Annotated in this window: 12 protein-coding genes; 8 read left to right on the top strand and 4 right to left on the bottom strand. The window is 53.1% G+C overall.

Annotation, left to right across the window (positions count from 1 at the left end; all coding sequences use genetic code 11):
* Nucleotides 1-94 precede the first annotated feature (94 nt).
* Entirely contained in the window at nt 95-1,816 is a 1,722-nt protein-coding gene (locus EFA69_RS18570) for a pyruvate dehydrogenase complex dihydrolipoamide acetyltransferase (RefSeq protein WP_123134550.1), read from the bottom strand.
* Between the two features lie 134 nt (nt 1,817-1,950).
* Entirely contained in the window at nt 1,951-2,568 is a 618-nt protein-coding gene (locus EFA69_RS18565) for a histidine phosphatase family protein (RefSeq protein ID WP_123134549.1), read from the bottom strand.
* Nucleotides 2,569-2,620: 52 nt separating this feature from the next.
* On the opposite strand from EFA69_RS18565, the gene EFA69_RS18560 reads away from it, so the two are divergent.
* The 8 genes from EFA69_RS18560 to dnaN all read left to right on the top strand — a co-directional run bounded on the left by EFA69_RS18560 (nt 2,621) and on the right by dnaN (nt 11,267).
* The gene (locus tag EFA69_RS18560; protein ID WP_123134548.1) at nt 2,621-3,040 is read left to right on the top strand and encodes a hotdog fold thioesterase; all 420 of its coding nucleotides are present in this window, start codon (nt 2,621-2,623) and stop codon (nt 3,038-3,040) included.
* Between the two features lie 8 nt (nt 3,041-3,048).
* Complete coding sequence (locus tag EFA69_RS18555) at nt 3,049-4,269, top strand: chorismate-binding protein (RefSeq protein ID WP_123134547.1); 1,221 nt, start codon at nt 3,049-3,051, stop codon at nt 4,267-4,269.
* The gene (gene menD / locus EFA69_RS18550) at nt 4,266-5,978 is read left to right on the top strand and encodes a 2-succinyl-5-enolpyruvyl-6-hydroxy-3-cyclohexene-1-carboxylic-acid synthase (protein WP_123134546.1); all 1,713 of its coding nucleotides are present in this window, start codon (nt 4,266-4,268) and stop codon (nt 5,976-5,978) included. The genes EFA69_RS18555 and menD overlap by 4 nt, the downstream gene beginning before the upstream one ends.
* 147 nt (nt 5,979-6,125) lie before the next feature.
* Complete coding sequence (locus EFA69_RS18545) at nt 6,126-6,569, top strand: DoxX family protein (RefSeq protein ID WP_123134545.1); 444 nt, start codon at nt 6,126-6,128, stop codon at nt 6,567-6,569.
* A gap of 109 nt (nt 6,570-6,678) precedes the next feature.
* Nucleotides 6,679-7,503, top strand: a complete 825-nt coding sequence (gene menB / locus EFA69_RS18540) for a 1,4-dihydroxy-2-naphthoyl-CoA synthase (protein ID WP_123134544.1) — start codon at nt 6,679-6,681, stop codon at nt 7,501-7,503.
* Between the two features lie 320 nt (nt 7,504-7,823).
* On the top strand, nt 7,824-8,936 hold the full coding sequence (locus EFA69_RS18535; RefSeq protein ID WP_245964632.1) for an AMP-binding protein: 1,113 nt from the start codon (nt 7,824-7,826) through the stop codon (nt 8,934-8,936).
* Nucleotides 8,937-9,158: 222 nt separating this feature from the next.
* Entirely contained in the window at nt 9,159-9,929 is a 771-nt protein-coding gene (locus EFA69_RS18530) for a hypothetical protein (RefSeq protein ID WP_123134542.1), read from the top strand.
* Between the two features lie 213 nt (nt 9,930-10,142).
* Nucleotides 10,143-11,267, top strand: a complete 1,125-nt coding sequence (gene dnaN, locus EFA69_RS18525; RefSeq protein ID WP_123134541.1) for a DNA polymerase III subunit beta — start codon at nt 10,143-10,145, stop codon at nt 11,265-11,267.
* A gap of 76 nt (nt 11,268-11,343) precedes the next feature.
* Here the strand turns inward: dnaN and EFA69_RS18520 are convergent, their stop codons facing one another.
* On the bottom strand, nt 11,344-11,832 hold the full coding sequence (locus EFA69_RS18520; RefSeq protein WP_148041415.1) for an energy transducer TonB: 489 nt from the start codon (nt 11,830-11,832) through the stop codon (nt 11,344-11,346).
* A 63-nt stretch (nt 11,833-11,895) separates the two neighbouring features.
* Entirely contained in the window at nt 11,896-12,198 is a 303-nt protein-coding gene (locus tag EFA69_RS18515) for a hypothetical protein (RefSeq protein ID WP_123134539.1), read from the bottom strand.
* Nucleotides 12,199-12,497: the final 299 nt, after the last annotated feature.

Genomic DNA, 12,497 nt, shown 5'->3' with positions numbered 1-12,497 from the left:
CTCTTTTTCTGAAAAAAGGCCTAAAACAGCAAGAGCCGAAGAATTGCTCCCTCGGCTCTTGCTGTACTCTATGTTTCGTCTACGGACGATGAATTTACACTAACATTCTCACCGGGTCTTCCAGGAAGCCCTTCAAGGTCTGCAGGAAGGCGGAACCAACGGCGCCGTCTACCACGCGGTGGTCGCAGGAAAGGGTTACTTTCATCACGTTGCCAATCTGGATCTGACCGTTCTTCACCACTGGCGTCTGCTTAATACCGCCCACGGCCAGGATGCACGCATCTGGTGGGTTGATGATGGCGGTGAACTCTTCAATCCCGAACATACCCAGGTTTGAGATGGTGAAGGTATTGCCGGTCATCTCAGCGGGCTGCAGCTTTTTGGACTTGGCTTTACCACCCAGGTCTTTCACCTCAGCGGAGATAGCCGAAAGTGGCTTCACATCGGCGTTACGCACAACGGGTACCAACAGACCTTCTTCCACGGCTACGGCCACGCCAATGTTCACCACGTTGTTGTAGCGGATTTTGTCGCCTAACCAAGACGAGTTCACGGCAGGGTGCTTACGCAGGGCGGCGGCGGCGGCTTTGATCACCAGGTCATTGAACGACACTTTCACCGGCGACACCTCATTGATGCTGGTGCGGGCTTTCATGGCGTTGTCCATGTCAATTTCCATGGTGAGGTAGAAGTGCGGCGCGCCAAATTTGCTTTCGGCCAGACGGCGGGCAATCACTTTGCGCATCTGCGACACCGGAACCTCGGTGTACTCTTCGCCGGAGGCAACCGGAGCGGCAGCGGCCTGAGGAGCAGGGGCGGCTTGCTGTGGCTGGGCTTTAGGGGCAGCCGCACTAGGGGTGAAGCTCTCCACGTCACGCAGCACAATGCGGCCGTTCTCACCGCTTCCTTTTACGTCAGCTAAACTGATGCCTTTTTCCTGGGCAACTTTTTTGGCCAACGGAGAAGCCAGGATGCGGCCCTGGTTGGCCGTGCCGGAAGCAGCTGCGCCAGACGTGCCTTGGCCAGGTACCGGAGCACCGGCAGATTGGTTCACGCCGTCACCAGACTGAGACTGGGCTTCGGTTTTATGTTCTTCGCGGCGGGTAGCTTCCTCGTTGTTGGCAGCCTCTGCCGGGTTGGCGTTGCCGCCAGATGTATTGGCGCCGCCGTTGAGCAGGGCCTGGTAATCGGCACCGGCTTCGCCGATGATGCAAAGTACGCCGTCTACGGCTACGGAAGCACCAGCCTCCACGCCAATATATAAAAGAGTCCCGTCTTCATAAGACTCCAGTTCCATGGTGGCTTTGTCGGTTTCCACCTCGGCCAGCAGATCACCTGATTTCACTTTGTCGCCCACTTTCTTGTGCCAGGCCACAATGGTGCCTTCCTGCATGGTGTCGCTCATCTTGGGCATGGTCACCACAGACGCGTTCACATTGGCGGCGGCAGCCGGCTGGGCGGCAGGAGCGGCTTCTTTCTTAGGTTCTTCTTTGGGGGCCTCTGCTTTAGGGGCTTCCTGGGCAGGGGCCGGAGCGGCTCCGCCGTTTACCTGGCCCATAAGGCCGGAGATATCCTCCCCTTGTTTCCCGATGATGGCGAGTACGCCGTCTACCGGTACAGATTCACCATCTTTCGGGCCGATGTACAGTAACGTCCCGTCTTCGTAAGACTCCAATTCCATGGTTGCCTTGTCGGTTTCCACTTCAGCTAGAACGTCCCCAGATTTCACAGAGTCACCAACTTTCTTCAACCAAGAGGCAATGACCCCTTCGGTCATAGTATCGCTCATCTTGGGCATTCGGATGATTTCGGCCATAGTTTTTTGCTCGGTTTTAAGGCTTCAAAAATAGAGGCAAAAAAGCTCTAATACAAATAAGGGGGGAAGAGAATGTGCACGTGGTTTTGGGCTATTTTCAAAAAAAGAGCCGCTAAACGCACAAGCTGTTGCTTTTACCGGGCTAAATGTGAGACATCGGCAAAGCGTTCTACCCAGAACATGGAGCCGGTGTAGTGGAGCTGGTAGAGGCAGAGGTTCTGGTGCAGGAAGCGGTCCATCTGGTGCAGGGGGTATCTGAGCAGCTGGGCCAGCAGCACCCGCATGGCGCGCCCGTGCATGCAGACCAGGATAGTCTTCTCTTCTGGACGCGACAGGATGAGGTCTATCACAGGCTTCTGCCGGTCGGCCACGTCCTGGGGACTTTCGCCGCCTTCAATGGGCACAGAAGTCTCGCCGTTCTGCCAGCGCTGCAGCATGTCAAAGTAATAGGCATCTTCCTCCGGGGTGATGCGGGTGCCCTCGCGGTGGCCCCAGCAGATCTCGTTCAGGCCCGCGTGCCGCTCATGCGGAATACCCAGGTCTATGAACTCCTGCACGCTCTGCACGCTGCGTTGGAGCACTGAGGTGTAGATTCTGTCAAAGGGAACGTCTTTATAGGCCTGGAAGAATTTCTGGGCCTGCCAGAAGCCGGTTTCATTAAGGGAACTGTCCACGCCGCTGCCCTGCACAATGCCCTGCAAGTTCAGCTCTGTCTGGCCGTGGCGGATGAGGTAGATTTTTTTGAGGCTCAATTTTACGCTAATTTGCAGGCCCTAAGATAGGCCATAATTACGACAACAACGGATGAAAAGACGCACAGATGTGACCCTGGAACAGTTGAACGGCTGGAACAAAAATACGTTGGGTGAACACATAGGCATAGAATACACAGAGATAGGCGAAGATTACCTGGTGGGCCGTATGCCTGTGGACCACCGCACCCACCAGCCCCTGGGCCTGCTGCACGGCGGCGCCTCAGTGGCCCTGGCCGAAACCCTGGGCAGCGTGGGAGCCACCATGTTCCTGGACCTGGAGAAGCAGTACTGTGTGGGGCTGGAGATCAACGCCAACCACATCAAGAGCGTACGCAGCGGGTACGTCTATGGCAAAGCCACGGCAGTGCACGTGGGGCGCAAGACCCAAGTCTGGGAAATCCGTATCACCTCAGAGGCCGGCGATCTGGTCTGCATCAGCCGTATCACCATGGCCGTACTGGATAGATAATTGAGTACATGTCCCAAGAGAACCCTGCTTCCATAGCCCAGCCACCCGCCCATTCCTCCCCGGAGGAGACGGCGCATTCCATCTTCAGTGCCGCCCTGCGCGCCCAACTGCCCGTGGCGCTCTGGCGTTTACCCAACGGCACAGAGGTGCAGGCGGTGGTAGCCGCCCAACTGGCAGACGCCCTGCCGCCCCTGGAAGGCCCCACCAGAGGATTCGCTTTCTGCCCGTTCCAGCCCTCAGAAAACGCCCCGGTACTTTTCCTGCCCGCCCAGCTTTATTTTTCCGGCAAAGCCGATGCCGTGCCAGAGAAGGGGGAAGGCCACCTGCCCAGCCAGTTTTGGGCTGATTTAGAAAAAACGGCCGCTAAACCCACCGTGGGCGGCGGTTGGCCCAGCCACCCGGGCGGAGCCGCCAAAGCAATTCCCCGCGATGCCTTTGAGCAAACCGTGGCCACGGCGGTGAAGGCCATGCAGGAAGGCTGCCTGGAGAAAGTGGTGCTGTCCAGAACCAAGACCTTGCCCTTGTTTGAAGGGTTTGATCTGCTGCAGGCTTTTACCCAACTGACCAGACTGTATCCTACCGCCTTCGTCTCGCTCGTCGCTATTCCGGGGGTGGGCACCTGGCTGGGGGCTACGCCGGAGCTGTTGGTGCAGATAGACCGGCACCAGGTCTTCAGGACGGTGGCCTTGGCCGGAACCCAGCCGTTGGTAGACGGACTCACGCCCGCCGACGCCATCTGGCGGCAGAAGGAAATTGAGGAGCAGGCCCTGGTGCAACGGTACGTGGTGAGCTGCTTCCGGCACCTGCGGCTGCACGAGTACGTGGAGATGGGCCCCAGAACCGTACGCGCCGGGAACCTGCTGCACCTCCGCACCGATTTCAGCGCGGCTATGGCCGAAGTGGGCTTCCCCAAGCTAGGTACCCATATGCTGGAACTGCTGCACCCAACCTCGGCGGTGGGGGGCATGCCCAAAGCCGCCGCCCTGCAAATGATCAACCAACTGGAAGGGCACGACCGCCGTTATTACAGCGGCTACCTGGGGCCGGTGCAGGTGGGGCAGGAAACCAATTTGTTCGTGAACCTGCGTTGCGTGGAACTGGGCGCCCACACCGTGACCGCCTATGCCGGCGCCGGCATGACCGCCGATTCCAACCCTGCCCAGGAGTGGCAGGAAACGGAGCTCAAAATGCAAACGGTGCTCCGCCTTTTTCAAGCCTCTGAATCATGATTCTACAAGCCATTATAGATATTGCCGAGATCTGCGCCCGCAAAGGTGTACAGGATGTGGTGTTGTCGCCTGGGTCGCGGTGTGCGCCTTTGACGCTGGCGTTCGCCCGCCATCCGAAGCTGCGGGTGCGCACCGTGCCAGATGAGCGCAGTGCCGCTTTCATTGGCTTGGGAATTGCCCAGAAAACCAAGAAGCCCGTGGTGCTGGTGTGTACCTCCGGTACCGCCGCCTACAACTATGCTCCCGCCGTGGCCGAAGCCTTCTACCAAAACATTCCCCTGCTCGTCCTCACCGCCGACAGACCCCCGGAATGGATAGACCAGCTAGACGGTCAAACCATCCGGCAGTCGCGCATTTACGGGGGGCACGTGAAGAGAAGTATTGATTTTCCGGTAGAAACAAATCATTCTGATGCCCAGTGGTATGGGGTGAGGCTATTAAACGAAGCCTTGAATGAAGCAGTAGCTTTCCCAGAGGGGCCGGTGCATGTGAATATCCCGTTGCGGGAGCCGTTTTACCCTGAGCCAGAAGAGGAGTTTGCGTACTCCAAGAACGTAAAGATCATTGAAGAGTTGCCATCGGGGTATGGTTTGCCGGAGCAGACGTGGGCGGCCCTGAAAAAGGAGTTGCAGCAGTACAGACGAGTGGTGGTGGTAGCCGGGCAGGGGGCGCGGGACGAGGCCTTGCAAGCCGCTATTGCCACCTTTTGCCGCAACACCGGTGCCGTCTACATCACAGACACCATCAGTAACCAGCAAACGGCCGGTGAGAGCATTAATTACCATGATGTTTTTCTGGGGGCCAAGCATCTGCACAGCCAGGAGCAGCTTCAACCAGATCTTCTTATTACTTTCCATAAGTCACTGATTTCAAAAAGCCTAAAGCTGTTCCTGCGGAAGCAGAAGGGAATGCACCACTGGCACCTGCAGCCCGCCGGCATGGTGGCCGATACCTTTCAGTCACTCACCCGCATCATCCGGACTTCTCCTCTGGATTTCTTCGGGAAGGTGGCGGCAAGGGAGAACCTGCTTCAGGTAGCGCCCGACTTTACCCAGGCATGGCACGACCTGGACCGACAGGGAAAACTGGTTTTGACCCAATTCCAGAAAAACAGCCCCTATTCAGAATTCAACGCCTGCTATCTGGTGCTCAGAAGCCTGCCCAACAACAGCCTGCTGCACCTGGCCAACAGCATGAGCGTGCGGTATGCCAACCTCATCGGCGTAGCCGAAAGGGAAGGGGTGGAGGTGTTCGCCAACCGCGGGACCAGCGGCATTGACGGAAGTACCAGCACCGCTGTGGGCTCAGCGTTGAGCACGGACCAAATAGTTACCTTCCTGACCGGTGACATGGCGTTTCTGTATGACCGGAACGCGCTTTGGCACAACTACCTGCCCCAGAACTTGCGCATTGTGGTGCTCAACAACCACGGCGGCGGCATTTTCAGAATGATAGAGGGGCCGCGCAGCCAACCTGAACTACGCACTTATTTTGAGACGGAACAGCGGCAGACGGCCCAGAAAACCGCCGAGGACATGGGGCTCACCTACACCAAAGTGACCGATGCGGCGTCACTGGCTCAGGCTCTTCCGTCTTTCTTTGATCTGGCGGCAGGCCCGCAACTGCTGGAAGTGGAAACCGACAGCGCCGAAAATTATGCCGTGTTTGCCGCTTACCGGGAGCAGGTAGCACAGAGGATAAAGCTTTAGGCTTGGTTGTTCCCTGTCCGCTGCGCAGATAAGAATGTTGAAAACCCACTACTGCAAACTCACCAAAAAGTTTAGCCTTTAAATTATATCTATCTGATAATAAACGTATAATTCTCCTGGAGGCGCTTCTAAAACGGCGTTAAAAAGATGAATTGGGTACAACAGGTAGACCAATGGCAGCATGAGCACCATCCGGCGCTGTATGATGCGGGACGGATGGTGCTGGGGCTGTTTATTTTCTACAAAGGGCTCACGTTTATTGCAGACACCTCAGGGCTGGCGCAGATCATCCAGAACAGCCAGTTTCAGTTTGTGGCCTTGGGTTTGGCCCATTACGTGGCGTTTGCGCATCTGGTGGGCGGGCTCCTGATTGCTCTTGGACTCATTACGCGGTTAGCCATTGCGTTCCAGATTCCGGTACTGGTGGGGGCGGTGTTTTTCTTCAACCCAGGCCAGGGCTTCTTCTCCGTGGACCCGCAGTTCGCCCTTTCTTTGGTTACGCTCCTGGCGCTCATTTTCTTCTTCGTGGGCGGTTCTGGCTACTACTCTGTAGACCATAAATTTAAAATGAACGAGAGGCGTATGAAGTAAAAGGACGCATTGGTTTGTAGGCGGGTTCAGATTCTACGTTTACCTTTGTGGCATCCTGCAAGGGCACAGGACCTTCATGCCCGTCAAGTTTCACTTAAAAGTAAGGTTCATGCAAAGCAACTTCAACTGGACAACGCTTAAAGAATACCAAGAGATACTGTTTCAATTTTATAACGGCATTGCCAAAATCAGCATTAACCGTCCGCAGGTGCACAACGCGTTCACGCCCCGCACCGTGGCCGAGATGATTGATGCCATGAACATCTGCCGCGACAATTCTGACATTGGGGTGATCATCCTAACCGGTGAGGGAGGCAAGGCTTTCTGCTCCGGGGGTGACCAAAGTGTGCGTGGCCACGGCGGGTACATTGGCGAAGACACCGTGCCGCGCTTGAACGTGCTGGACCTGCAGATGCAGATCCGCCGGATTCCGAAGCCGGTGATTGCCATGGTGGCCGGTTGGGCCATTGGCGGCGGTCACGTGCTGCACGTGGTGTGCGACCTTTCTATTGCCGCGGAGAATGCCCGATTCGGACAGACTGGTCCTAAAGTTGGGTCTTTTGACGGCGGGTTTGGGGCGTCTTACCTGGCCCGTATTGTAGGGCAGAAGAAAGCCCGTGAGATCTGGTACCTCTGCGACCAATACAATGCCCAGGAAGCGCTGGACATGGGCTTGGTGAACAAGGTGGTGCCTTTGGAGCAGCTGGAAGAAACCACGGTGGAGTGGTGCCAGAAAATTCTGGAGAAAAGCCCGCTGGCGCTCCGCATGCTCAAAGCCTCTTTCAACGCCGAGCTGGACGGTCAGGCCGGGGTGCAGCAGCTGGCTGGTGATGCCACACTGCTCTACTACCTCTCAGACGAAGCCAAAGAAGGGAAAAACGCTTTCCTGGAGAAACGCAAACCAGACTTCTCTAAGTATCCTAAGTTCCCATGATGAATTAGTAGCACGTAGCACGTATCAGGTAGCATGACTTTTGGTACGAGCGTACAAAGTCAAGTCTAACCACGGAGCAGTTTTGGGTGAAAACCTCAGAACTGCTCCGTTTTCTTTTACAGGTTATGTTTCTTTGCATAAATCATACGGTCGCTAACGCCTGTGTCTGTTGTGTTCCTGAATAGAGGCTCCTTTTTCAAAAACAGGCCAAAATCAGAAATGTGTATGACACAAGTGAACGCTTGCGCCAGTAAGAAGAAATGAAAGGGAAAACTTTAATCACTCTCATTAAGTATTTCCTTCGTCTTGATTCTTGATACGTGCTACTTGATACTACTATGCCAGACTACCTGCTCCTCAACGGTAAGAAATTTTTCTTGGATGAAATACAGCATTATTCGTTCCGGGAGAGCATTCCGCTGAACGGGTATGAAGCCAAAACGCTGGAGTTCTGTAAAAACTGGTTACAAGGTGTGCAGGAGTTTCCGGTGCAGACGTCGGGGAGTACGGGTGTTCCCAAGCTGCTGGAACTGCAACGGGATAGAATGGAGGCCAGTGCCCAACGCACCTTACGCATCTTTGACCTAAAGCCCGAAGACCGGGTGCTGGTCTGCATGAACACCGACTACATTGCCGGCATGATGATGCTGGTGCGCGGCCTGGTGGGCAACCTGCACATGACCATCATAGAACCCATTGGCAATCCGCTGGCGAACGTAGACCCGGAGGCTAATTTTGATTTTATTGCCATGGTGCCATTGCAGCTGCAGACTATTCTGGAGCAAACCCCGGAGAAAGTAACCAAGCTGAACCAGATGAAAGCCATTTTGCTGGGCGGGGCGCCGGTGGGCGCGCAACTGGAGAAGTTGGTGCAGGTGCTGGAAGTGCCGGTTTACCAGAGCTACGGCATGACCGAGACCATCTCCCACATAGCCGTGCGGCGCCTGAACGGCGATGAGCGGACTGACTATTACACGGCCCCGCCCGAAGTGAGATTAGGATTGGATGAGCGCGGCTGCCTCACCATTGCCGCCGAGGTAACCGGCGGCGAAACTTTGGTTACCAATGATCTGGTGCACCTGCTGGATGAGCACACCTTCCGTTGGATTGGCCGCGCCGATAATACCATCAACTCCGGGGGGGTGAAAGTGCAGCTGGAGAAAGTAGAGGCGGCTTTAGGCGAGGCTCTAACGCAACTGGGGATGGCCCGCCGTTATTTTGCGGCAGCCCTACCGGATGAGACTCTGGGGGAGCGCCTCATCGCGGTACTGGAAGGCAGTCCGCTGACAGAGGTGGAAGAGGAGAACCTCAAAGGGAAACTAAGCGAAACCCTAACAAAATACGAAATCCCGAAACAATTAGGCTACTTGCCCCGCCTCCCAGAGACCGCATCAGGCAAACTAGACCGGCGCGGCGGAATGGCCCTGCTGTAAGCGTTTAGGGGCTGTTTTTTCAAAAACAGCCCCTAAACGGAATTCATCCTCATAAGCAGGGAATTTAATTGAAAGTGAAAGGTGTAAATATAAAAATTAAAAATTTAAAGTATTGTAAAACAGGTTTATGTGTTTTGTTTGGATTAATTATATCATATTAATGCTCCGTTTTTAAGTTAATTCCGTAGTAGGAGGGTCTTTGAATTTATAATCCATCTTCCTATGAACAGATTTTTATCTCTCGCCTCCTTTTCCATACTAGCCCTTTCGTTATTCTCCTGTGAAAAAGAATACATTGAGCCTACGCTAGAAACCACTACTCAGGCTGAAGCCCGTACGGCCAGCTGCGATCAATATTTTTACTTCCATAAAGTCTATGGAAAAGTAAACTATGGCAAAGCCGCCGGAGAAGTGGTGTTGGTTGGTTTTCAGGAAGGCTTGTCTTTGGAAGCCCGCCAGAAAGTGCTTTCCAAATACAGCCAGTTCCAAAGCATTGACGGGGAAGTAGCCTTAGACTCAGGAATCATCACCGAAGTGAAATTGGTACCGGGCGCCACCTGTTTTGATGCCGAAAAACTGATATCCAAGCTTCTGAAGGAGAAGACAGTTTCCTTCGCCTATCCGGTGTTTGAGAAAAAGACCGCAGACCCAGAGGAGCCGGCCTTAGGCTTAACCAATGAGTTCATGGTTTCCATTGAAGCCGGCACCCTAAAACATTTAGAAAAGCTGGTGGCCATTACCAATACCAAAATCCTATTTTCCTTCTCAGACGAAGTGCACGTGATTACCTCAGACAAGAAATCGACCGGAAACGTGTTGGCCTTATGCTCCATCTTCAACCTCCAGGGCTTTGTTCAGGCGGCGGAGCCTAACGTGATCTACAAATTTCCTCCCCTGGAGTTAGAGGAAACTCCCGTGGCGGCCCAAAGTGCCAAGATCTTTAAGAAGGGAAATTTCAAAGCCGTGAAGCATAGATTAATGCAGCAAAAATAGCAGCTGTTGGCACTTCTGCTTGGGCGGGGGCGGTGTCTTTTACTGGATAATTCTGGCTAGGATTCTACCTGTTGGCGTTTAGGGGCTCTTTTTCCAAAAAGAGCCCCTAAACGCCAACAGGCCGTAAAACAAAACTGCCGTGCCAATAGGAAAAAAACCTTTTTTGGTTAACTTTGCCGGGTATTTGACCTTAGCCAAACCTACATATATCGGATGAAATTCATTGTATCTTCTACGGCGCTGCTAAAGCAGCTTACCAGCATCAACGGGGTAGTGGCCAACAACCCGGTGGTGCCGATTTTGGAGAACTTCTTGTTTGAGATCAACGACGGGGTCCTGACCATCACCGCGAGTGACCTGGAGACCTCCATGATCACGGAGATACACGTGGAGGCTCGGGAGAACGGCCGTATTGCCGCCCCAGCCCGTATTCTCATTGATACCCTCAAGAACCTGCCAGACCAGCCGGTGACCTTCACCATAGATGAGGAAACCTACACCATTGAGATCAGTTCATCCAATGGCCGGTACAAGCTTTCCGGTGAGAATGCCACTGACTTTCCTAAAGTACCGGTGGTACGCGGTGGCAACGCCATTGAGATTCCGTCAAATGTATTGAGCCGCGCCATCAACAAAACCATCTTCGCGGTGAGCAGCGATGAGCTTCGCCCGGCCATGACCGGTATTTTTGTGCAGCTCAACAGCGGGAACATCACGTTTGTGGCCACAGACGGACACCGCCTGCTGCGTTACCGCCGTCAGGATGTGAGCAGTGACAATGCCGCTTCCATCATCATTCCTAAGAAGGCTTTCAACCTGCTCAAGTCTACGTTGCCCAATGAGGCTACGGCGGTGAGAGTGGAGTTCAATACGTCTAACGCGTTCTTCAGCTTTGACAACATTAGAATGATCTGCCGCCTCATTGATGAGCGCTACCCAGATTATGAGAACGTGATCCCGGCGCAGAACCCCAACAAACTCACCATTGATCGGTATGACTTCCTGAGCTCTGTGAAGCGTATCTCCATCTACTCCAACAAAACCACGCACCAGGTTCGCCTGCGCATCACCGGCAGCGAGCTGCAGATCTCAGCCGAGGATCTTGACTTCTCCAACGAAGCCAGCGAGCGCCTGACCTGCCAGTACGACGGCGAGGACATGGAGATTGGCTTCAACGCCAAGTTCCTCACCGAAATGCTGAGCAACATTGACTCTGACGAAATCACACTGGAGCTTTCCACGCCTAACCGCGCCGGTTTATTGATGCCTTCTTCCAATGATGAGGAAGAAAACATCTTAATGCTGGTAATGCCGGTAATGCTCAACAACTACGTGTAAGCAAAATAAAGCCTAAAAGGAAAGCCCCAAGAATCTACAGATTCTTGGGGCTTTCCTTTTAGGCTTTAAAGTTGAACTAACGTCTGAAACTGGTTCTGTCTAGGTGATTTGGTTTCTGATGAGAGGGTTTATTTAGTTTCACTCTGATTGGCAGGGAATAGGTGAAGTCTATCGGGTTTCCTTCTTCGGTGGCGGGAGTAAACTTGGGCAAGAGGTTAACCACCCTTAAGGCCTCTGTGTCTAAGGAAGGGTGTACTGATTTAAGGAACCTTATATCCTCTACATCACCGTTTTTAGTAACGTTGAACCCAACCACCGTCACGCCAGAAACGCCGCGTTGTATTGCCTCTGCCGGAAGCTTGAAATTACTCGAGACAAGTTTCATTAAGATAGCCGTACCACCCGGGAAGTCTGGATGTGTGAAATGGGAAAAGTATTTGATGCTGCTCCCGTCTTCGGCAAAACACGCGCCCGTCACAAGCTCACCATCTTTATAGGTTTCCTGTCTTTTTACCTGCCCGTTGGCATAATATCCTATGGCTTCGCCTTCCGTCTTGTTATTCACTTTAGTGTACTTGTAGTACACCTGACCGTTATGGTGCCATTTGGTTATTTGTACCTGTTGTTCTTAATGCAACCTTTCTTCCTTTAACTGACCATTTTTATAATAATACCTAACAGCGCCCACAGGTTGGTAAATATCTTTTTTATCTTTTACCGCCTCCTCTTCATAAAACTTCTCACCCGTGATATAATATGTATGGAGTTGCCGGTGCTTTTTCTGGGGGCCGTATGTGGTGAACCTATAATACTCAGCAGTTGCTCTGCTGGGGAGACCTCTGTAATATTTATCAAGATAGGTTGTGTCTGCCTGCCCTGCAGCGGCGTAGGTAACCATGGCTAAGATACCGGTGATGATTACGTTTTTCATTGATCTGTAAGAATAAGTATGGATATAGATATTAGAATAGAATTGTCTAATGTAATCACATTTGAATTAATAGTAACAACAATACATATTAAGTTAATATCACTTTCCGTTACAGTACTGCTTGGTTAAAATGTATTCATTACGTTTAGCGGCTCTTTTTCCTAAAACAGGCGCTAAACGTTATTATATGTAGAAGGCGATTTTTCCCTTGTTGGTGTTCTCACCAACAAGCAGGATAGTCACTTTCACTGGGTTTGTCTGTGAGATCACCAACAAATGCAGCTTATTTACCCGTTGAA

The sequence above is a fragment of the Rufibacter immobilis genome, from assembly GCF_003721565.1.
In the GTDB taxonomy this organism is placed as follows: domain Bacteria; phylum Bacteroidota; class Bacteroidia; order Cytophagales; family Hymenobacteraceae; genus Nibribacter; species Nibribacter immobilis.
Note: the sequence above shows the minus strand (reverse complement) of the source record. Positions and strands in the feature narration are given on the sequence as shown.